Origin of the sequence: Pseudomonas typographi (assembly GCF_014694385.1) — a bacterium.
Lineage (GTDB): Bacteria > Pseudomonadota > Gammaproteobacteria > Pseudomonadales > Pseudomonadaceae > Aquipseudomonas > Aquipseudomonas typographi.
This window is the reverse complement of the sequence record NZ_JAAOCA010000004.1, coordinates 75,728-97,055: the sequence shown is the minus strand read 5'-3', so window position 1 is coordinate 97,055 and position 21,328 is coordinate 75,728. Positions and strand designations below refer to the sequence as shown.

At 62.4% G+C, this 21,328-nt stretch carries 20 protein-coding genes; 11 read left to right on the top strand and 9 right to left on the bottom strand.

Annotated elements, in window-relative coordinates; translation table 11 throughout:
• Positions 1–43 precede the first annotated feature (43 nt).
• Positions 44–700 carry an alpha/beta hydrolase gene (locus HAQ05_RS04075; protein ID WP_190417676.1) on the bottom strand — a complete coding sequence of 219 codons (657 nt, stop codon included), beginning with the start codon at positions 698–700 and terminating at the stop codon, positions 44–46.
• A 455-nt stretch (positions 701–1,155) separates the two neighbouring features.
• Between HAQ05_RS04075 and HAQ05_RS04070 the strand changes: the two genes are divergently transcribed.
• The 8 genes from HAQ05_RS04070 to HAQ05_RS04035 all read left to right on the top strand — a co-directional run bounded on the left by HAQ05_RS04070 (position 1,156) and on the right by HAQ05_RS04035 (position 8,743).
• A complete protein-coding gene (locus HAQ05_RS04070) occupies positions 1,156–2,184 on the top strand; it encodes an amino acid ABC transporter substrate-binding protein (protein WP_190417674.1) in 1,029 nt (342 codons plus the stop codon).
• Positions 2,185–2,339: 155 nt separating this feature from the next.
• Positions 2,340–3,518, top strand: a complete 1,179-nt coding sequence (locus tag HAQ05_RS04065) for an amino acid ABC transporter permease (protein ID WP_190417672.1) — start codon at positions 2,340–2,342, stop codon at positions 3,516–3,518.
• Between the two features lie 10 nt (positions 3,519–3,528).
• Positions 3,529–4,626, top strand: coding sequence for an amino acid ABC transporter permease (locus HAQ05_RS04060; RefSeq protein ID WP_190417670.1), 1,098 nt, complete (start codon positions 3,529–3,531; stop codon positions 4,624–4,626).
• Between the two features lie 11 nt (positions 4,627–4,637).
• Positions 4,638–5,396 (top strand): amino acid ABC transporter ATP-binding protein, encoded by a 759-nt coding sequence (locus tag HAQ05_RS04055; RefSeq protein WP_190417668.1) that lies wholly within the window; start codon positions 4,638–4,640, stop codon positions 5,394–5,396.
• Between the two features lie 86 nt (positions 5,397–5,482).
• Positions 5,483–6,148 carry a FadR/GntR family transcriptional regulator gene (locus tag HAQ05_RS04050; RefSeq protein ID WP_190417666.1) on the top strand — a complete coding sequence of 222 codons (666 nt, stop codon included), beginning with the start codon at positions 5,483–5,485 and terminating at the stop codon, positions 6,146–6,148.
• A gap of 26 nt (positions 6,149–6,174) precedes the next feature.
• The gene (locus tag HAQ05_RS04045) at positions 6,175–7,419 is read left to right on the top strand and encodes a CynX/NimT family MFS transporter (RefSeq protein WP_238936454.1); all 1,245 of its coding nucleotides are present in this window, start codon (positions 6,175–6,177) and stop codon (positions 7,417–7,419) included.
• On the top strand, positions 7,412–7,696 hold the full coding sequence (locus HAQ05_RS04040) for a GIY-YIG nuclease family protein (protein ID WP_190417662.1): 285 nt from the start codon (positions 7,412–7,414) through the stop codon (positions 7,694–7,696). Before HAQ05_RS04045 ends, HAQ05_RS04040 begins: the two co-directional genes overlap by 8 nt.
• A gap of 111 nt (positions 7,697–7,807) precedes the next feature.
• Positions 7,808–8,743, top strand: a complete 936-nt coding sequence (locus HAQ05_RS04035; RefSeq protein WP_190417660.1) for a glutathione S-transferase family protein — start codon at positions 7,808–7,810, stop codon at positions 8,741–8,743.
• Positions 8,744–8,766: 23 nt separating this feature from the next.
• Here the strand turns inward: HAQ05_RS04035 and yejK are convergent, their stop codons facing one another.
• On the bottom strand, positions 8,767–9,771 hold the full coding sequence (gene yejK, locus HAQ05_RS04030) for a nucleoid-associated protein YejK (protein WP_190417658.1): 1,005 nt from the start codon (positions 9,769–9,771) through the stop codon (positions 8,767–8,769).
• Between the two features lie 384 nt (positions 9,772–10,155).
• On the opposite strand from yejK, the gene HAQ05_RS04025 reads away from it, so the two are divergent.
• Entirely contained in the window at positions 10,156–10,437 is a 282-nt protein-coding gene (locus HAQ05_RS04025; protein ID WP_190417656.1) for an HU family DNA-binding protein, read from the top strand.
• Positions 10,438–10,515: 78 nt separating this feature from the next.
• Here the strand turns inward: HAQ05_RS04025 and rlmF are convergent, their stop codons facing one another.
• The 5 genes from rlmF to HAQ05_RS04000 form a co-directional block, all read right to left on the bottom strand.
• Positions 10,516–11,433 (bottom strand): 23S rRNA (adenine(1618)-N(6))-methyltransferase RlmF, encoded by a 918-nt coding sequence (rlmF, locus tag HAQ05_RS04020; protein WP_190417654.1) that lies wholly within the window; start codon positions 11,431–11,433, stop codon positions 10,516–10,518.
• A 49-nt stretch (positions 11,434–11,482) separates the two neighbouring features.
• Complete coding sequence (locus tag HAQ05_RS04015; RefSeq protein ID WP_190417652.1) at positions 11,483–14,329, bottom strand: valine--tRNA ligase; 2,847 nt, start codon at positions 14,327–14,329, stop codon at positions 11,483–11,485.
• Positions 14,330–14,643: 314 nt separating this feature from the next.
• The gene (locus tag HAQ05_RS04010; RefSeq protein WP_190417645.1) at positions 14,644–15,108 is read right to left on the bottom strand and encodes a DNA polymerase III subunit chi; all 465 of its coding nucleotides are present in this window, start codon (positions 15,106–15,108) and stop codon (positions 14,644–14,646) included.
• A 10-nt stretch (positions 15,109–15,118) separates the two neighbouring features.
• Positions 15,119–15,547 carry a DNA polymerase III subunit chi gene (locus HAQ05_RS04005; RefSeq protein ID WP_190417643.1) on the bottom strand — a complete coding sequence of 143 codons (429 nt, stop codon included), beginning with the start codon at positions 15,545–15,547 and terminating at the stop codon, positions 15,119–15,121.
• A 40-nt stretch (positions 15,548–15,587) separates the two neighbouring features.
• Positions 15,588–17,075, bottom strand: coding sequence for a leucyl aminopeptidase (locus HAQ05_RS04000; protein ID WP_190417641.1), 1,488 nt, complete (start codon positions 17,073–17,075; stop codon positions 15,588–15,590).
• Positions 17,076–17,331: 256 nt separating this feature from the next.
• Here HAQ05_RS04000 and lptF point away from each other — a divergent pair, with 256 nt between their 5' ends.
• Positions 17,332–18,444 (top strand): LPS export ABC transporter permease LptF, encoded by a 1,113-nt coding sequence (lptF, locus tag HAQ05_RS03995; protein WP_190417639.1) that lies wholly within the window; start codon positions 17,332–17,334, stop codon positions 18,442–18,444.
• Entirely contained in the window at positions 18,441–19,502 is a 1,062-nt protein-coding gene (gene lptG, locus HAQ05_RS03990) for an LPS export ABC transporter permease LptG (protein ID WP_190417637.1), read from the top strand. The genes lptF and lptG overlap by 4 nt, the downstream gene beginning before the upstream one ends.
• Before the next feature lie 196 nt (positions 19,503–19,698).
• Here lptG and HAQ05_RS03985 read toward each other — a convergent pair whose 3' ends face one another.
• Both HAQ05_RS03985 and gcvT read right to left on the bottom strand, forming a co-directional pair.
• On the bottom strand, positions 19,699–19,911 hold the full coding sequence (locus HAQ05_RS03985) for a cold-shock protein (RefSeq protein WP_003227496.1): 213 nt from the start codon (positions 19,909–19,911) through the stop codon (positions 19,699–19,701).
• A 289-nt stretch (positions 19,912–20,200) separates the two neighbouring features.
• Positions 20,201–21,322, bottom strand: a complete 1,122-nt coding sequence (gcvT, locus tag HAQ05_RS03980) for a glycine cleavage system aminomethyltransferase GcvT (protein ID WP_190417635.1) — start codon at positions 21,320–21,322, stop codon at positions 20,201–20,203.
• Positions 21,323–21,328 lie beyond the last annotated feature (6 nt).

Genomic DNA, 21,328 nt, shown 5'->3' with positions numbered 1-21,328 from the left:
TGCAAGAATCGGGCGCGGCGTAGTGCTGGCCGCACCAGTGGCGTCAGCCCAAGCGCGCGTGCAGCCAGTCGGCAATGTCTCGGATCTGCTCGATCACCACCTCGTGGTCCATCGGGTACTCGCGCCACTGTGCGTCCACCCCCGCGGCTTGCAGCCGTTGCCACGCGCTATGGCCCATGTCGCGGGCAACCACGGTATCGACGCTGCCGTGCATGCACAGTGCCGGAATCCGGCGCTGCTGGTCAGACAACGCTATGCTGTCGGCAAAGGTTGGCGCGTAAGTAGAGAGCGCCATCACCCCGCCGAGCGCGCGATCGGCCTCAAGGTAAGCGCAATGCAGTACCACGGCGCCGCCTTGGGAAAAACCGGCCAGTATCAAACGCTGTGGGGTGATGCCCTGGGCCTGCTGCTCGTCGAGCAAGGTCAGCACCTGGTGCGCCGAGGCTTCCAATTGAGGGCGGTCGATGGCGCGGGCCGGGGCCATGGCGAGGATGTCGTACCAGCTCGGCATCTCGTAGCTGCCGTTGATGGTCACCGCGCGGGTGGGCGCCTGGGGCAGCACGAAACGGGTGCTGGGCAAACGCTCCTGCAGCAGTTTGGCAACCGGCTCGAAATCGTGGCGGCTGGCGCCTAAGCCATGCAACCAGATGACACACGCGTCGGCGCGGCCGGTGGGGTCCAGAATCAACGGTGGGGTCATGGGTGCTCCATAAAGGTGCGCCTGTTACCGAAAAAGTGCATTGCAACGGGGCGCGATGTGTAAATAACTGAATAAGATGTCGCAAGGGTACAACTTTAACGCTTGACGTGCACCGAATGGCTTTTTACGGCGGCCCTGGTATGGCCTTTGCTACGGCAAAGCGGAGCAGGCCCGCCTCGATTGCCGGTAACACTCGCCGTAGAGACTGGGCGGTGCCCATAAGCCGTTACGCTTGCATTGTGGACGCGCCATAGCCACTGCGTTAACGTGCCTGCGGGCGCCATACGGCGCAACGGGAACAGTGATTTAAACGTAGAAAGGCGCACACCTTTCCTGATCGCTTCAAGCTCGTTACGTCGCTTGACCCAAAAATAAGCCAGCACGGGTCGAATATGCCTCACAAAGGTGCGGCGAAATACAAGCTCGGACACAACAAGAGCCCATTGGAGGTTTGAATGAAGATGTTGAAATCCACCCTGGCAGTACTGACCACCGCCGCCGTGTTCGGCGCCAGCGGTTTCGCTCAGGCAGGGGCTACCCTCGACGCCGTGAACAAAAAGGGCTTCGTGCAATGTGGCGTGAGCGATGGCTTGCCGGGCTTCTCGGTACCTGACGCTTCCGGCAAGATCGTTGGTATCGACGCAGACGTATGCCGCGCCGTGGCCGCGGCGGTATTTGGTGATGCGAGCAAGGTCAAGTTCAGCCAGCTCAACGCCAAGGAACGCTTTACCGCACTGCAGTCCGGTGAAATCGACGTGCTGTCGCGCAACACCACGTGGACCAGCTCGCGTGACGCCGGCATGGGCTTGATCTTTGCCGGGGTCACCTACTATGACGGCCAGGGCTTCTTGGCCAGCAAAAAACTGGGGGTCAAGAGCGCCAAGGAGCTGGATGGTGCCACGATTTGCATCCAGGCCGGTACCACCACCGAGCTGAACGTGTCCGATTACTTCCGCGCCAATGGCCTGAAGTACACGCCCATTACGTTCGAAACCTCCGATGAAAGCGCCAAGTCGCTGGAAAGCGGCCGTTGCGACGTGCTGACTTCCGACAAGTCGCAGCTGTTCGCACAGCGTTCCAAGCTGGCTAACCCCGGTGATTACGAAGTGCTGCCGGAAACCATCTCCAAGGAGCCGCTGGGCCCGGTAGTACGTAAAGGCGACGACGAGTGGCTGAACATCGTGAAGTGGTCGCTGTTCGCCATGCTCGACGCCGAAGAGGCCGGTGTCACCTCCAAAAACGTCGAGGACATGGCCAAAAACAGCACCAACCCGGACGTGCGCCGTATGCTCGGTACCGACGGCGAGTTCGGTAAAGACCTGCAATTGCGCAAAGACTGGATCGTACAGATCGTCAAGCAAGTGGGTAACTACGGCGAAATGTTCGAGCGCAACCTTGGCGCGGGTACCACGCTGAAAATCACCCGTGGCCAGAACGCCCTGTGGAACCAGGGTGGCCTTCAGTACGCACCGCCCGTGCGCTAATGGACCGTTCGAAGGGCAACCCCGGGGTTGCCCTTCGGGCCGGGGTGATCAGTTGAAGCGACAAGGCAGGCGCAGGGAAGCACTCGCAGTGCGCCTGCCCTGCCTTGTTGCTTAAGCTCACCCCGTTGTTCGCACGTTTCTAACTGGGGCACTTCATGCAAAACCATACTGGCGCACCCAAGGGCTCATGGTTGACCGATCCGCGCATACGCGCCTGGGTATTCCAGGTTGTCACCGTGGTGGTGGTCATCGGCCTTGGCTGGTACCTTTTCCATAACATGCAGGTTAACCAGCAGCATCGGGGTATTACCTCGGGCTTCGGGTTCTTGAACAATTCCGCCGGCTTCGGCATCGCCCAGCATCTGATCGACTACACCGAGGCAGATACCTACTGGCGCGTGCTGGTGATCGGCATTCTCAATACGTTGCTGGTCAGCGTACTCGGCATCATCCTAGCCACGGTTCTGGGCTTTACCCTGGGTGTGGCGCGGTTGTCGAAAAACTGGCTGATCAACAAGGTGGCGACCGTCTACATCGAGACGTTCCGCAACATCCCGCCGTTATTGCAGATCCTCTTCTGGTATTTCGCCATTTTCTTGAGCCTTCCAGGCCCGCGACAGGCGCACGGGATGCTCGACATGTTTTTCGTCAGCAGCCGTGGCCTGAACATGCCCGCCGCGTTGCTGGCACCCGGTTTCGGCCCGTTCGTGGTGGCGGTGGTGGTGGCGATCGTGGCAACGGTGCTGATGGCGCGTTGGGCCACCAAGCGCTTTGAGCAAACCGGCCAGCCGTTCCATAAATTCTGGACGGGCCTGGCGATCATGATCGTAGTGCCGGCTTTGGCGGCACTGCTGTTCGGTGCCCCGGTGCACTGGGAAATACCGGCGATCAGGGGCTTCAACTTCGTCGGCGGCTGGGTGTTGATCCCTGAGCTGCTGGCCGTGGTGCTGTCGCTGAGTGTGTACACCGCCGCGTTCATTGCTGAAATCGTGCGCTCGGGTATTGGCTCGGTCAGCCATGGCCAAACCGAAGCTGCGCACTCATTGGGCCTGCGTAACGGGCCCACCCTGCGCAAGGTGATCATCCCGCAGGCAATGCGTGTGATCGTGCCGCCGCTGACCAGCCAGTACCTGAACCTGATGAAGAACTCGTCGCTGGCCGCCGCGGTGGGTTACCCAGAAATGGTTTCGCTGTTCTCCGGTACCGTACTGAACCAAACGGGCCAGGCGCCCGAGGTGATGGCTATCACCATGACGGTGTACCTGGCGATCAGCGTCAGCATTTCGCTGCTGATGAACGCTTACAACAAGCGCATTGCGCTGATCGAGCGGTGAGGATGCAAGCATGACCACCCATCAATTCAAACCCGACCTGCCGCCACCGGTAGCAACCGTGGGCGTCTACGCGTGGTTGCGGGCAAACCTGTTTTCAAGTGTGCCCAATACGCTGCTTACCCTGGTGGCGCTGTACCTGATCTGGCTGATCGTACCGCCGTTGCTGAGTTGGGCGATTTTCCAGGCTACCTGGCTGGGGGATAGCCGCGAGCAGTGTACCCCGTCGGGTGCCTGCTGGTTGTTCATCGAGCAGCGTTTCGGCCAATTCATGTACGGCTACTACCCACCGGAACTGCGCTGGCGCGTGGACCTGACCGTGCTGCTGGCGGTGGTCGGTGCCGCGCCGTTGTTCGTTGCGCGGTTTACCCACAAGCTCAGGTACGGCATCGCTTTCCTGGTGCTCTATCCGATCTTGGCGTATTGCCTGCTGAGCGGCGGCATGCTGGGCCTGGAGCACGTGCCGACCACCCAGTGGGGTGGGCTGATGCTCAACCTGATCCTCGCCACGGTGGGCATTGCCGGCGCGTTGCCGCTGGGCATCCTGCTGGCCCTGGGCCGGCGCTCGAAGTTGCCGGCGGTGAGGGTGGTCTGCGTGACCTTCATCGAATTCTGGCGCGGTGTGCCGCTGATTACCGTGCTGTTCATGGCCTCGGTGATGCTGCCGCTGTTTTTGCCCGAAGGCATGAGCTTCGACAAAATGCTGCGGGCGTTGATCGGCATCATTCTGTTCGAGTCCGCCTATGTGGCCGAAGTGGTCCGCGGTGGCATGCAGGCCATACCGAAGGGCCAATATGAAGCCGCCGCGGCGATGGCCTTGGGGTACTGGCGCAGCATGTTCCTGGTGGTGCTGCCACAGGCGCTGAAGCTGGTAATCCCGGGCCTGGTGAACACCTTCATCGCGCTGTTCAAAGACACCTCGTTGGTCTACATCGTTGGCCTGTTCGAGTTGCTCAACAGTGTCAAGCAAGCGTCCGCCGACCCTAAATGGCTCGGTATGGCCACCGAGGGCTACGTGTTCGCCGCCCTGGTGTTCTGGATTTTCTGTTTCGGTATGTCCCGCTATTCCATGCACCTGGAACGTAAGCTGGATACTGGCCATAAGCGTTAGGAGTCGACCCGATGAGTGATATCAAGCAACCTGGCGCCGATGGCATCATCCGCATGGAAGCGGTGAACAAATGGTACGGCCAGTTCCATGTGCTCAAGGACATCAACCTGAATGTGCGTCAGGGCGAGCGCATCGTGCTGTGCGGGCCCTCCGGCTCGGGCAAATCGACCACCATCCGCTGCATCAACCGCCTCGAAGAGCACCAGAAGGGCAGCATCGTGGTCGATGGCACCGAGCTGACCAACGACCTCAAGCAGATCGAAAACGTTCGCCGTGAAGTGGGCATGGTGTTCCAGCACTTCAACCTGTTCCCGCATTTGACCATTCTGCAAAACTGCACGTTGGCACCGATGTGGGTACGCAAGATGCCGAAGAAGGAAGCCGAGGAAATCGCCATGCATTACTTGCAGCGCGTGCGCATTCCCGAGCAAGCCCACAAATACCCGGGCCAGCTCTCCGGTGGCCAGCAGCAGCGGGTGGCGATCGCCCGTGCATTGTGCATGAAACCCAAGATCATGCTGTTTGACGAACCCACCTCGGCATTGGACCCGGAGATGGTCAAGGAGGTGCTCGACACCATGGTGGGCCTTGCCAACGACGGCATGACCATGCTGTGTGTGACCCACGAGATGGGCTTCGCCCGCACCGTGGCCGACCGGGTGATCTTCATGGACAAAGGCGAGATCGTTGAACAGGCCAAGCCGGACGACTTCTTCGACCGGCCGCAGAATGAACGTACCCAACTGTTCTTGGGGCAGATCCTGCACTGATGGCCTGCCGGCCCGTCGGCACCGGGTTGCTACCCGCTGCCGGCGGGCTTACCCTTATGGGCAAATTCATCCGATGATTGGACGAAATGCCTTCCGCGGCCTTGATTAAACGCTCCTTGGTCGACCAAGCGCTGGAACAACTGCGCGAGCGCATCGGCCAGGGCCAGTGGCAACTGGGCGAGCGGCTGCCTACGGAACCTGAGCTTGCCCAGGAATTGGGCATCAGCCGCAATACCGTACGCGAAGCCATGCGCATATTGGCCTTCACCGGCTTGGTGGAGGTGCGCCAGGGTGACGGCAGCTACCTGCGGGGGCGCGCCGACCCGTTCGATGCGCTCAAGGCGATGTCGGGGTGTACCCTCGAACACGCACGGGAAACGCGCCGCATCATTGAGGTCGAAGCCATCATGCTGGCCGCCGAGCGCCGCACCGAGCAAGACTTGGCTGAGCTGCGTACGGCGTTGGAGCACAGCGGGGCCCACTACCATTACGACCTTGAGCGTTACATCGCCTGCGACATGGTGTTTCACCAACGCCTGGTGGATGCCGCCCATAATCCCATGCTCAGCCAGCTGTATCGCTATTTCAGCCAGGTGGTGGCTGAGTCGCTGCGCCGGGTGCTGGCCCCTGAGCAACGCCCGCAAGAGGTGTTCGACCTGCATGTGCAGATGGTCGACGCGCTCGAAGCCCGCCACACCGCGCTGGCCGCGCAGTTGTGCCGGGCCTTGATCGACAACCGCCCGGCCCACTGATAATAACGACGATGCGAGACTTTTTTATGCCTGCCAACACCTGTACCCAGGGTGCCGATTCACGGGCTGCCCGCCGCCCCCCCGAACCTTATGCTCCGCCGACGCGCCCATGGGTATTGCTCGTTGCGTTGGTGCTGGTGGCGCTCAACCTGCGCCCGGCGTTGTCCAGCTTGGCTCCCCTGCTTGGGCAGGTGTCTGCGGATGTGGGCTTGTCTGCCTCGGCCGCAGGCTTGCTGACCACGCTGCCGGTGCTTTGCTTGGGTGTGTTTGCGCCGTTGGCGGCGCTGCTGGCGAGGCGCTTGGGCGCCGAACGCGTGGTGCTCATGGTGTTGGTCGCGCTGGGCGCAGGTATTGCGCTGCGCACCCAGTTTGGGGCGGCCGGCTTGTTCATCGGCAGCCTGCTCAGTGGCGCCAGCATCGGCATCATCGGTGTGTTGCTGCCAGGTATCGTCAAGCGTGACTTCCCGCGCCACGCGGGCACCCTGACCGGCGTCTATACCATGGCGCTGTGCCTGGGCGCCGCGTTGGCTGCCGGCGCCAGCGTGCCGTTGGCCGACGCACTGGGCGGCAGTTGGCGCTTTGGCCTGGGCTTTTGGATGGTGCCGGCGTTGCTGGCGGCGCTGGCCTGGTGGCCGCAGGCCAAGGGCGGGGCCGCTGCGCGCCACCCGCATCGCCCTGTGCGCGGGCTGTGGCGCGCGCCGCTGGCCTGGCAGGTGACGTTGTACATGGGCTTGCAATCGTCGCTGGCGTACATCGTATTCGGCTGGTTGCCGTCGATGCTGATCGCACGAGGGCTGAGCGCCGAAAGCGCGGGCTGGGTCACTTCCGGGTCCATTCTCGTGCAGTTACCCAGCGCGCTGGCCGCCCCCTGGTTGGCCACCCGTGGGCGCGACCAGCGCCTGGCGGTGGTGTGGGTGATGTCGTTGACGCTGGCCGGCTTGTTCGGTTGCTTGTATGCGCCACTGAGTGGCCTATGGGGCTGGGCGGTGGTGCTGGGGTTGGGCCAGGGCGCGATGTTCGCCGTGGCGTTGAGCCTGATCGTGCTGCGCGCGGGCGATGCCCACGTGGCGGCGGCGTTGTCGAGCATGGCCCAGGGGGTGGGCTATACCCTGGCGGCCATGGGGCCATTGGCCGTTGGCCTGGTGCATGACCTCACCGGCGGTTGGCAGGCGGTGGGCTGGTTATTCGGTGGTATCGGTTTGGCGGCGATCGCTTGCGGCCTGGGCGCTGGCCGGGCGCAGGTATTGCAGGTGGAGGCGGGGCATGGCTGAGCAGTTGGTGGGGCCACCACGGCCGTGGTTCGTGTACTTGGTGCGGGCGGCCAACGGTGCGTTGTACTGCGGTATCAGCGACAACCCCGCACGGCGCTTCGTGGCCCACCAGCGCGGGCGCGGTGCGCGGTTTTTCGCCTCCAGCCCAGCGGTGGCCTTGGTGTATGTAGAAGCCTGGCCGAGCAAGGCCGAGGCCTTGCGCCACGAGCGGCTGATCAAGGGGTTGCGCAAGGCGGCCAAGGAGGCGTTGGTCGCGGCTTACAGGCCGGTACCCTAACGGCCAAACGGCGCCCCTTGGCAGATCCCACGTTTACTGCGATGGTGTGGCGGTAAGCCGTTATGGCAAGCGCAGCGTAGGTCTTACCCAATAACAAAGGTGCCGCCCCCGATGAATGAGTTGATCCTCCACCATTACCCCGCCTCGCCCTATGCTGAAAAAGCCCGGTTGATGCTCGGCTTCAAAGGCTTGTCGTGGCGTTCGGTCACCATCCCGCCGATGATGCCCAAGCCTGACCTCACCGCGTTGACCGGGGGGTACCGCAAAACACCAGTGCTGCAGGTAGGGGCCGATATCTATTGCGATACGGCCCTGATCGCCCGGCGCATCGATGCCGAAAAAGCCTTGCCAGCGCTGTTTCCCGCCGCGCTCGATGCGCTGGTCAGTGCGTTCGGCGCCTGGGCCGGCCAGGTGGTTTTTCCACGCGCGGTGGCATGGGTGTTCCAGCCGGAGTCCGCAGCGGTTCGCTTTGCCCGTTTCAATGATGAACAACGCCAAGCCTTCCTGGCAGACCGCGCCAAGCTGTTCAGCGGAGGCATCGCCCAGCGCCAGGCCCTGGAGCAGGTGCGCCAGGAATGGCCAGCGTTGATGGGCCGCCTCGAACATCAGATAGCCCACGCCAAGGGCGATTATCTGTTCGGTGCCGCCACCTACGCCGACTTCGCCTTGGCCCATTGTTTATGGTTCCTCAAGGGTACGCCGGTCACCGCGCCGCTGGTGGATGCTTACCCCGAAACGGCGGCGTGGCTCGGCCGGGTGTTGGGCTTTGGGCACGGTGCGCCGAGCGAGCTGGCCAGTGCCGATGCCATCGAGATCGCCAAGGCAGCGGCCCCGGCGGCCTTGCCGGAAGGCGCGAACGAAGACCCCAATGGCCTTAAGCTCGGGGCGGAGGTACAGGTTGCAGCCACCGACTATGGGGTAGAGCCGGTATTGGGCGAGCTGGTGTACAGTGGCACCTATGAAGTGATCATCAAGCGTGTGGACGAGCGCGCTGGCACGGTGCACGTGCATTTTCCGCGGCTGGGGTTCGCGGTGGGCCGCGCGTGATCCAGGCCAGGTACGCAGACCGGTTACTTTCGGCGCTTGAGCTGGTCTGCCAGTTGGGTCGGCACGCCCTTGATGGTCAGTGTGCCGGCCTCTTCGTCGTATTCGATCTTCGAGCCCAGCAAGTGAGCTTCGAAGCTGATGGATAACCCCTCGGCGCGGCCGGTGAAGCGGCGGAATTGGTTGAGGGTACGTTTATCCGCGGGAATCTCCGGCGACAAGCCATAGTCTTTGTTGCGGATATGTTCGTAGAAAGCGCGGGGGCGGTCTTCGTCAATTAATTCCGAGAGCTCTTCCAGTGTCACGGGCTCGCCCAATTTGCTTTGCGTGGTGGCATACGCAACCAAAGTGTTGGTTTTCTCCCGTGCGGCTTCTTCGGGCAGGTCCTCGCTTTCTACGTAATCGCTGAACGCCTTGAGTAGGGTGCGGGTTTCGCCGGGCCCGTCGATGCCTTCCTGGCAGCCGATGAAATCGCGAAAGTAATCCGACACTTTTTTACCGTTTTTGCCCTTGATGAACGAGATGTACTGTTTGGACTGCAGGTTGTTGCGCCATTCGGACAGGTTGATGCGCGCCGCCAGGTGCAATTGCGACAGGTCCAAATGGCGTGAGGGCGTCACGTCCAATTCTGCGTTCACCGCCACCCCCTCGCTGTGGTGCAACAGGGCGATGGCCAGGTAGTCGGTCATGCCTTGCTGGTAGTGGGCAAACAGTACGTGGCCACCGACGGAAAGGTTCGACTCTTCCATCAACTTTTGCAGGTGTTGAACGGCCTCGACGGTAAAGGCCGTAAAGTCTTGTTCATCCTCCAGGTACGCTTTGAGCCAGCCGCTGAACGGATAGGCACCCGACTCGCCATGGAACAGGCCCCACGCTTTGCCTTGCTTGGCGTTGTAACTTTCGTTGAGGTCTGCGAGCAGGTGCTCGATTGCCTGCGACTCGCCCAGTTCTTTGTCCCGGGCATGCAGCACGGCCGGGCTACCGTCGGGCTTTTTGTCGATCAGGTGAACGATGCAGTGGCGAATCGGCATGGCTTTCTCGGCGAGGTCAAAAGGGCAAGAGTTTAACGCAACGGCTGCGTGGGCCGGGCCACTGTGCCGCATGGAGTTGCTGTTTTGGCTGTTTTTCGGTCATGAGATCAATTTTATTTAATATTTATGGGAATAAAGGCGGATATTTGCCACACGCTGTGCTAGCTTTGCCCGGTCTAGCGGAGCGGGTCGGCAACCCCCGGAATCCGCGCCGTATAGCCCTGTAGAGGCGTGCTCGCTCGCGAACCAAATACCGTTTTGCGTATCTATATGCCCGACCATCGAGGCAGTAGGCCAGGTATTTGGCTTTGCATTGTAAGTCCGCCCCGCGGCTGGCGTTGCGCTCTGCACTCCACTTGTTTTATTACATAAAGGAACATCGACATGGCATTGACCAAAGACCAATTGATCGCCGACATCGCCGAAGCGATTGACGCTCCGAAAAACACCGTCAGGGGCGCGCTTGAGCAAGTGGGCCAAATCGTTGCGGATCAGTTGGAAAATGGCTCCGAAATCACCCTGCCAGGCATCGGCAAGCTGAAGATAACCGAGCGCCCGGCGCGCACTGGCCGCAACCCTTCGACCGGCGCTGCGATCGAAATCGCTGCCAAGAAGGTCGTAAAGTTCGTACCGGCCAAGGTGCTGACCGACGCTATCAATAAGTAAGCCTGCGGGCTTACCGCAAAAACCGCGCCCCGCACTGCGGTGGCGCGGTTTTTTATTGCCTGCGCTATACACACCACACTAGATGCCGGCCGGGCCGAAGCTCCACGCCAAGAACCGGCTGCGCTTTTGCCCTTGGCCCATTTCGCCGACCTCGACATGGCGGGCACCTGCCCGTTGCAGGCGGGCCTTCAGGGGCGGCAGGTTGGCCGCTTTTGACACCAGGCTGCTGAACCATTGCACGTGCTTGGCAAACCCCACGCTCTCATCGATGAGTTGGCTGATGAAGGCCAGTTCCCCCCCTTCGCACCACAGTTCGTTGCTTTGGCCGCCGAAGTTGAGCGCCGGTAGTGGGCGGGCGGGGTCAAGCTTGCCAAGGTTGCGCCACTTGCGCTCGCTGCCGCGGCTGGCCTCGCCCGCTGAGGCATGAAAGGGCGGGTTGCAAAGGGTAAGGGTGAAGTGCTCAGTGGCGCCGATCACACCATTGAGGATGTGCCGGGGGTTGCCCTGTTGGCGCAGTTCAATGGTTTTTGCCAGGCCGTTGGCCTGGGCCAGGGTGCGCGCCGAGGCCAGTGCCACGCTGTCGATGTCGCTGCCGACGAATGCCCAGCGGTAATCGGCGTGGCCCAGCAACGGGTAGATGCAGTTGGCGCCGACGCCCACATCCAGCACCCGCACCTGCGCCCCACGGGGGATTTTCCCGCCGTTATGGCGGGCGAGCAGGTCTGCCAAACCGTGCAGGTAGTCGGCCCGGCCCGGTACGGGTGGGCACAGGTAACCGGGGGGGATGTCCCACCAGGCGATGCCATACAGGGCCTTGAGCAGGGCGCGGTTGAATACCTTCACCGCCGCTGGGTTGGCGAAATCGATGCTTGGCTTACCATAGGGGTTGCTGATCACGAATTCGCCCAGTTCAGGGCATTGGCGTATTAACGCCGGGAAGTCGTAACGGCCCTGGTGGCGGTTGCGCGGGTGCAGGTTGGGTTTGTCGGGGCTCATGGCGGCAATGGCAGGGCAGCCTGCCCCCGCAGGGGCGAGGCCGCGATAGTTAGAGGCTGGCGATACGCGTGTGTTGCTCGGCAAGCTTGGCCAGGGCTTGTTCGGCCTCAGCGAGCTTGGCGCGCTCTTTTTCGATCACCGCAGGCGGCGCCTTGTCGACGAACGCGGCGTTCGAAAGCTTGCCGCCGACGCGGTGAACCTCGCCTTGTAGCCGCTGGATTTCTTTGTCCAGGCGCGCGAGCTCGGCACCCTTGTCGATCAATCCGGCCATGGGCACCAGCACTTCCAACTCGCCGACCAGCGCGGTAGCGGCCAGGGGTGCCTCTTCGCCCGCACCCAGCACGGTGAACGACTCGATCTTCGCCAGCTTGCGCAGCAGCGCCTCGTTCTCGGCCAGGCGGCGCTGGTCGTCGGCATTGGCGTTTTTCAGGTACAGGGCCAGCGGCTTACCGGGGCCGATGTTCATTTCGCCGCGGATATTGCGAACACCCAGCATCAGGCCCTTGACCCATTCGATGTCACGCTCGGCATCGGCATCGATACGGCCCTCGTCGGCCACCGGCCACGGCTGCAGCATGATGGTTTTGCCCTCGATGCCGGCCAGTGGTGCGATGCGTTGCCAGATCTCTTCGGTGATGAACGGCATGAAGGGATGCGCCAGGCGCAAGGCGACTTCGAGCACCCGTACCAGGGTGCGGCGGGTGCCGCGCTGGCGTGTTGCCGGTGCGTTTTCGTCCCACAGCACCGGCTTGGACAGCTCCAGGTACCAGTCGCAATACTGGTTCCAGATGAACTCGTACAGCGCCTGGGTGGCCAGGTCGAAACGGAACTGCTCAAGTTGGCGGGTCACTTCGGCTTCGGTGCGCTGCAACTGCGAGATGATCCACCGGTCGGCCAACGACAGCTCGTAGGCTTCGCCTTTTTGCCCGCAATCTTCGCCTTTGTCGAGCACGTAGCGGGCGGCGTTCCAGATCTTGTTGCAGAAGTTGCGGTAGCCCTCGACCCGGCCCATATCGAACTTGATGTCGCGGCCTGTGGAGGCCAGCGAGCAGAAGGTAAAACGTAGCGCATCGGTGCCGTAGCTGGCGATGCCCTCGGGGAACTCGGCGCGGGTTTGCTTGGCGATCTTGTCGGCGAGCTTGGGCTGCATCAAGCCGCTGGTGCGTTTTTCCAGCAGGGCGTCAAGGGTGATGCCGTCGACGATGTCCAGCGGATCAAGTACGTTGCCCTTGGATTTCGACATCTTTTGCCCTTGGCTATCACGCACCAGGCCGTGCATGTATACCGTCTTGAACGGCACTTGTGGGCTGCCGTCGTCGTGCTGGACCAAGTGCAGGGTGAGCATGATCATCCGGGCGACCCAGAAGAAGATGATGTCGAAACCTGAGACCAATACATCGGTGGGGTGGAAGGTTTTCAGGGCCTCGGTTTGTTCCGGCCAGCCCAGCGTGGAGAAGGTCCACAGGCCCGAGCTGAACCAGGTGTCGAGCACGTCGTTATCTTGCGCCAGGGCGGTGCTGGCCGGCAGGGCATGCTTGGCACGCACTTCGGCTTCGTTGCGGCCCACATACACGTTGCCGGCCTCGTCGTACCACGCTGGAATGCGGTGGCCCCACCACAACTGGCGGCTGATGCACCAGTCCTGGATGTCGCGCATCCACGAGAAGTACATGTTTTCGTACTGCTTGGGCACGAACTGGATGCGGCCATCTTCGACGGCGGCGATCGCCGGTGCTGCCAGCGGCTTGGTCGACACGTACCACTGGTCGGTCAACCAGGGCTCGATCACGGTGCCGGAGCGGTCGCCTTTCGGCACCTTCAGCGCATGGTCGTCGACGCTGAGCAACAGGCCCAGAGCGTCCATCGCCGCGACGATACGCCGGCGCGCCTCGAAGCGGTCGAGGCCGGCGAATTCGCCCGGCAAGGCGTTATCGAGGGTGTGGTTGACGCTGCCATCGAGGTTGAACACCTGTGCGGCGGCCAGCACTTGGGCATTCTTGTCGAAAATGTTGATCAGCGGCAGGTTGTGGCGCTTGCCGACTTCGTAGTCGTTGAAATCATGGGCCGGGGTGATTTTCACGCAGCCGGTGCCGAACTCAGGGTCGCAATAATCGTCGGCGACGATCGGGATGCGGCGGCCGACCAGCGGCAGCTCGACGAACCGGCCGATCAGGGCTCGGTAGCGTTCGTCTGTGGGGTTCACCGCCACGGCAGAATCGCCGAGCAGGGTTTCCGGGCGCGTGGTGGCGACGATCAGGTAGTCTTTACCGTCGGCGGTTTTCGCGCCGTCCGCCAGGGGATACCGCAGGTTCCACAGGTGGCCTTTTTCGTCGTGGTTTTCCACTTCAAGGTCAGAGATGGCGGTGTGCAGCTTGGTGTCCCAGTTAACCAGGCGCTTGCCGCGATAGATCAAGCCGTCTTCGTGCAGGCGCACGAAGGCTTCCTTGACCGCCTCGCTGAGGCCGTCGTCCATGGTAAAGCGCTCGCGGGTCCAGTCTACCGAAGAGCCCAGGCGGCGGATTTGGCGGCTGATGTTGCCACCGGATTGGCCTTTCCATTCCCAGACTTTCTCGAGAAATTTTTCCCGCCCCAGGTCGTGGCGGTTTTGGCCTTTGGCTTCGAGCTGGCGCTCGACCAGCATCTGGGTTGCGATGCCGGCATGGTCGGTGCCGGGCTGCCACAGTGTGTTGCGGCCTTGCATGCGCCGAAAGCGGATCAGTGCGTCCATGATCGCATTGTTGAACCCGTGGCCCATGTGCAAGCTGCCGGTCACGTTCGGCGGCGGGATCATGATGGTGTACGACTCGCCAGCACCCCGGGGCGCGAAATAGTTTTGCGACTCCCAGGTGGTGTACCAGGCAGTTTCGATAGCGTGGGGCTGGTAAGTCTTGTCCATGCGTGGCAGGCCCTGTTTCGGCATTGATTCTGAAAGCCGCACAGTATACCGGGGAAGCCTGTGCGGGTGTAGGCGCAGCGCGCACGCGCCAAGCCGGTGTTAGGGCTCGCCTCGAAGGCCGGGCAGCGCGGGGGCGCCGGTTGTGGCAAACGGCGTAACGACGGAAAAAAGCCTCCGGCCAAAGTGGCCAGGGAAAGCCGGGGAGGGGAGCGTGCGGCCGGAGGAAATATTTCACACTGGGGGATGAAATCACCGGCATAGCCTAGCGCGTAGTGCGCCCCGCAAGCATTAGGGCGCACTCCTAAAGTGGGGGGTCAGGGGTTGAGCAGGCGCTCCATGCGCGCTTCGAGGCGCCGGCGAATCTCGGTTTCGATATGTGGGGTGAAGTCGTTGATGACATCCTGCATGATCTGCTGGGCGGCGCTGCGCAGGTCGGCATCCAGATGCAGGAGCGTATCCTGGCGATTACGCTCCGGCGTGGCCGTGGTGGCCGTGGTGGCCGCGGCGGCCGGCTCAGGGTGCGGGTGGGCGTCAGGTTCTGGCCCGGCCAGTTGGAACACCGGCGCCGGTTTGGCTTCGGGGTGTTCGGGGTTGGGGGCCACTTCGTCGTACAGCAGGGGAATCTGTTCGTCGTCGTAGCTGCGCGGCGGCTCCGGGGCCGTATCCACGGCCTCGGTGAGCAGAGGCGGCTCCAGGGTGTCGTCGCCCAGCAGGGCGCGGATAGACTCCAGGTCGTCGAGCAGTTGGGCGGATTCGGGCAGCGGTGGGGTCTTGCTCATCGGAAAGCGCTCAGATGCGTGGCAGGCGGTGATTTTGCAGAGCATAGCCGCGTTCGCGGTAGAAACGGAAACGTTCCCGCGCAGCTTGGCGAAGCGCCGGCTCGTCGGGCACGATTTCTGCCAGCCGGGCGAAACCTTCATGGCCGTCTGCGAGCCCTGCGGTGAGGTTTACCAACAGGTCATGGTGCTCGCCACTGGCTGTGCCGACCGCCAGTGCCACCGCAGCCTGGGCATCTTCACTGTGCAGCGAGTGAGGCACGAAGGCTTCGGCTTTGAACTGCCAAAGGCGCGCATCCAATGCTTGGCATTGTTCGGCACTGGCGCACAGCACGTACACGCGGTGGCCAAGGCGCCAGGCTTTATCGGCCAGCTTGCAGGCGAAATCCAATGCATCGTGCGGGTGTGCACTGGGTAGCAGGTAAAAGTCGACCTGTGGCATTGGCGAGAAGGGCACCGCGCCAGCGGCGCCCTCGGCAGGTTCAGGCGCCAGCACGGTCGAGCAGGTATTGGGTGAGCAACGGCACGGGGCGGCCGGTGGCGCCTTTGTCTTTACCGCCGCTGACCCACGCGGTACCGGCGATGTCGAGATGGGCCCACTCGAAGGCCTTGGCGAAGCGCGACAGGAAGCAGCCGGCGGTGATGGTGCCACCCTTCGGCCCGCCAATGTTGGCGATGTCGGCGAAGGGGCTGTCGAGTTGCTCTTGGTATTCATCGAACAGCGGCAGCTGCCAGGCGCGGTCGTCCGCCTGCTTGCCGGCGGCGAGCAATTGCTCCACCAGGGTATCGCTATTGCCCATCAGGCCGGAGGTGTGCGCGCCCAGGGCGACCACGCAAGCCCCGGTGAGGGTGGCGATGTCGACCACCGCCTTGGGCTTGAAGCGTTCGGCGTAGGTCAGGGTGTCGCACAGCACCAAACGGCCTTCGGCGTCGGTGTTGAGGATCTCCACGGTTTGCCCGGAGAGCGTGTTCACGATGTCGCCGGGGCGTGCCGCCTTGCCGCTGGGCATGTTTTCGGCGCAGGCCATCAGGCACACCAGGTTGATCGGCAATTGCAGCTCCAGCACGGCGCGCAAGGTACCGAACACGCTGGCGGCGCCGCACATGTCGAATTTCATTTCGTCCATGCTGGCGGCCGGTTTGATGCTGATGCCGCCGGTGTCGAATGTGATGCCCTTGCCCACCAGCACATAAGGTTGCTCGGCCTTTTGGCCGCCTTGGTACTGGGCAACGATCAGCCGCGGCGGGTTGTCACTGCCCTGGCCGACAGCCAGGAATGACCCCATGCCCAGTTGGGCCAGTTTTTTCTCATCGAGCACTTCAACCTTCAGGCCCTTGTGGTCCTTGCCCAGCTTGGTTGCCAACTCGCCCAGAAACACCGGATTACACACGTTCGGCGGCAGATTGCCCAGGTCCCGTGCCAAGGTGCTGCCCATCACGATTGCCGTGGCGTGGGCCACTGCACGTTCAGCGGCGGTGGCGTTGGCCTTGGCGGCGACCCAGGTGATCTTCTTCAGCGCCCGTGGCTCGGCTTTCTTGCTTTTGTAGCGATCGAATACGTAGTGACTGTCGAGCAGGGTTTCGGCGGCCAAGCGGGTTTTGGCATAGGTGTCACGGCCCTTCACCTCGACTTCGTCCAGCGCCACCACCGCATCGCCACCACCCAGGCCCTTCAGCGTGCCGGCGATGCTGGCCAGCGCCTTGCGCCATGGGCGGTCACCCAGTGCCTCGGCGCCTATGCCCACCAGCAGCACGCGTTCGGCCTTGAGGTTGGGAATGTTGTGCAGCAGCAAGGTTTGCCCCGGCTTGCCGGAGAGGTCACCGCGCTTGAGTACCGCGCTGATCGCCCCGCCACTGAGTTCATCGAGTTTGCTCGCGACCTTGCCCAAGGCGCGGTTCTCGCCCACCGCAACCACCAAGGTGGCGGTTTTCAGGGTTTCGGGGTTGACGCTCTTTACGACCAATTCCATGTGGGGTCCCTATCTAGAGGTTTTGCTAGAGGTTCTACGGCCGGCCTGGCAAGGCTGTGGCCACGAAGTGCCAAAGCGCCCAGTTTGATCCCGACCGGCGGAGCCTGACAACCCCGTAGCGGCTCTGTTAATCGACAGGGAGGGGCAATCACAGGATAATGCGCGCAAATTTTGCCTGGCCGCGTCCATAGCTGTCAGTGTGCGGCCGGTTCGCGTAGTCTTTCGATCCCTTGCCGTCATCCCGGGAGTGTCTGGTTTGATCGTTTTCCGTTATTTGTCCCGTGAAGTGTTGGTGACCCTCAGTGCCGTTAGCGCGGTGCTGTTGGTGATCATCATGAGCGGGCGGTTTATCAAATACCTGGCCCAGGCGGCCAGCGGGGCTCTCGACCCGGGTGTGCTGTTCCAGATCATGGCCTTTCGCTTGCCGGGTTTTTTGCAGTTGATTCTGCCGCTGGGGCTGTTCCTGGGCATTTTGCTGGCTTATGGCCGGCTTTACCTCGAAAGCGAGATGACCGTGCTGTCGGCCACCGGCATGAGCCCACGGCGCTTGCTGGGCATCACCATGGTGCCGGCGGCACTGGTGGCGTTGCTGGTGGCATGGCTGAGCCTCAGCCTGGCGCCGGCCGGGGTCACACGGGTGCAGCAGATCCTCAACCAGCAAGACGCACTGACCGAATTCGATACCTTGGAGCCTGGGCGTTTTCAGAGCCTGCGTGACGGCACCCGGGTGACCTATACCGAACGGCTGTCCGAAGACCGGGTGCGCCTGGGCGGCGTGTTCATTTCCGAGCGCAAAGACCCTACCGCCAGCAAGCAAGAGCCGCAGATCTCCTTGTTGGTCGCGGAGAAAGGCCGCCAAGAAATGCGCCCCGACGGCAGCCGCTACCTGATCCTCGACAACGGCTACCGTTATGACGGCCTGCCGGGCCATGCCAACTATCGGGCGATCAAGTACGACACCTATGGCGTGATGCTGCCCAAGCCCGATGCGAGTGAGGACATCACTGCCCGAGAGGCTACGCCTACCGCCCAATTATGGGGGTCTGCCGACATAGCCGACCGCGCCGAGTTGCAATGGCGGTTGTCGCTGCCGTTGCTGGTGTTCGTGGTGGCCTTGCTGGCCGTGCCGCTGGCCAAGGTCAACCCTCGCCAAGGCCGCTTCCTCAAGCTGTTGCCGGCAATCCTGTTGTACATGGCGTACCTGACGGCCCTGATCGCCGTGCGCGGGGCGCTGGAAAAAGGCCGGACACACATGGGGCTGTGGTGGGTACACTTGTTGTTCCTCGTCATCGGCCTTGCGATCTTCTATTGGGCGCCGCTCACGCACCTGCGCGCCAAACGGCGTAACCGCCTGGAGGCCGAACAATGAAGAAGCTCGACGGTTACATCGGCCGCAGCGTGCTGGTGACCATCCTCGCTGTGTTGGGCATCATCCTCGGCCTGGCCTCGTTGTTTGCTTTCATCGACGAAATGAGCGATGTGAGCCCTACCTATTCGGTGCTCGATGCGGCTCACTACGTGCTGCTTACCGCGCCACGCCGGCTGTACGACATGCTGCCGATGGCCGCCTTGATCGGCTGCCTGATCGGCCTGGGAAGCCTGGCCAGCAGCAGCGAGCTGACCATCATGCGAGCGGCTGGGGTGTCCATCGGCCGCATCGTCTGGGCGGTGATGCGGCCGATGCTGGTGATCATGGTCGCAGGCTTGCTGATCGGTGAGTACGTGGCGCCGCCGGCGGAAAACCTGGCGCAAGCGGCACGTTCGCTGGCCCAGGGCGGGGACGACGCACAAAGTGGCAAGCGTGGCCTGTGGCACCGCCAGGGCGATGAGTTCATTCACATCAATACCGTGCAACCCAACGGCCTGCTCTACGGCGTTACCCGTTACCACTTCGACGACCAGCGCCACCTGCAAAGCGCCAGCTTCGCCAAGCGTGCGCAGTATGACCAGGATCATTGGCAACTCAATGATGTAACCACCACGCAGTTTCTCGACGGCCGCACCCAGGTGGTCACCGCGCCGCAAGAGCGGTGGGATGTCGAACTTACGCCGCAGTTGCTCAGTACCGTCGTGCTGGCGCCCGATTCGCTGTCCATCAGCGGCCTGTGGGGGTACATCCACTATCTGTCGCAACAGGGCCTGGCCAACAGCAAGTACTGGCTGGCGTTCTGGACCAAGGTGTTGCAGCCATTGGTGACCGCGGCGCTGGTGCTGATGGCCGTATCGTTCATCTTTGGCCCGTTGCGCTCGGTAACGCTGGGCCAGCGTGTGTTTACCGGCGTGTTGGTGGGCTTCGCGTTCCGCATCGCGCAAGACCTGCTCGGGCCGTCGAGCCAGGTGTTTGGCTTTCCGCCTTTGCTGGCGGTGGTGCTACCGGCGGCTATTTGCGCGCTAGCCGGTGGGTGGTTGCTGCGGCGGGTAGGGTGACGCTAATGGGGCGAGCGGCGGCAATGCAGGCCAGCCCAAAAGGGCGCCGCCAAAAGGGCGCAGCCGGCTTCGGAAGCACACGATGGGGCTTAGGCGTTGTGCCACTAAAGGCTGATAGCCCTAGCGGCAGGCCGCAGGCACCAAAAAACCCCACTTGCTCCGCAACCGGGGTTTTTTGCAATGGGCCTAGGGCTTATTAGGCTTCGGCTTGAACTTCGTCAGCTTGCATACCTTTTTGGCCTTGCACAGCGACGAATGTCACCTTCTGGCCTTCTTTCAGGCTTTTGAAGCCGTTGCCTTGAATGGCGCGGAAATGCACGAACAGATCCGGGCCGCTCTCTGGAGTGATAAAACCAAAACCCTTTTCGTCGTTGAACCACTTGACGGTACCGGACTGACGCGTACTCATTGTCTTATTTCCTTGAAGCTTAATTGAGTTCAGCTTCTTTCTAATTGGAAAGATAACTGTCGCTGGGGTTGCAGGAAATCAAAGACGTCGAGCGGGTTGTAGCAAAGCATGTAGCTACTGCCCAGGCCACGCACCATTGCGACCCATGCAAACACAGTGAGGATGACTCTACGCCAACTCCTGTTACAAAAACAAGCCCTGTCAAGGGCCGTTTTTGTACCTTTTTTATCACCTTCGCCGGCGTCGATATCGGCGCTGCACGGGGGCTCGCGGCCCCCCGGGGCGCGTTTCAGCCGCGATGGTAGCGGGGGGTGACGAAGGGCATTTTCGCCACCAGCAGAGGTACTTGCTTACCCCGCACCGTGGCATACAGCGGCGTGCCAACGGCGCTGAGGTGAGCCGCCACATAACCCATCGCCACCGGCCCGCCCAACGTGGGGCCAAAGCCACCGCTGCACACGTGGCCGACCACGTGGCCTTGCGCGTCGGTGATTTCTGCCCCTTCGCGCACCGGCGTGCGCTCTTGCGGCAGCAGGCCCACCCGCTTGCGCTCGGCGCCACTGCGTTGCTGGTCGAAGATCACCTGCGCGCCTGGGAAGCCACCTTCGCGTGCGCCACCTTGGCGGCGAACCTTGGAAATGGCCCAGGCCAGGTTTGCTTCGACCGGGGTTGTGTCGGCACCCATGTCGTGGCCATACAGGCACAGCCCCGCCTCCAAGCGTAACGAATCCCGTGCGCCCAGGCCGACCATCGCCACTTCGGGTTCGGCCAGCAGGCGCCGGGCAAAGGCTTCGGCTTCTGAGGCTGGTAACGAAATCTCGAAGCCGTCCTCGCCACTGTAGCCAGAACGGCTTACATAGCAGGGCTGGCCGCCCAGCACCACGGTGGCCACTTGCATGAAGGTCATGCTGCCCACTTGCGGCGCCAAACGCTGCAGTACGGCCGCGGCCGCCGGGCCCTGCAGTGCCAGCAGCGCGCGGCTTTCGAACAGCGCCTCGATGCCGCATTGCCCGGCCAAGTGCGCTTGCAGGTGAGCAAGGTCGGCGTCTTTGCAGGCCGCATTGACCACCAGCAGCAATTCGTCATCGGCCAGGCGCGCGACCATCAGGTCGTCCAGGATGCCGCCTTGTTCGCCCGTGAACAGCGCGTAGCGTTGCAGGCCCACGGGCAGCTCGACGATATCGACCGGCACCAGGGTCTCCAGCGCGGCCGCGGCCTGGGGGCCGCGCAGGCGCACCTGGCCCATGTGCGATACATCGAACAGGCCGGCCTGGGCGCGGGTGTGCAGGTGTTCTTTCATCACACCGAGTGGGTATTGCACCGGCATCTCATAGCCGGCGAACGGCACCATGCGCGCGCCCAGTTCCAGGTGCAGTGCATGCAGTGGCGTGTGTTTGAGTACTTCAACCATCGTCAG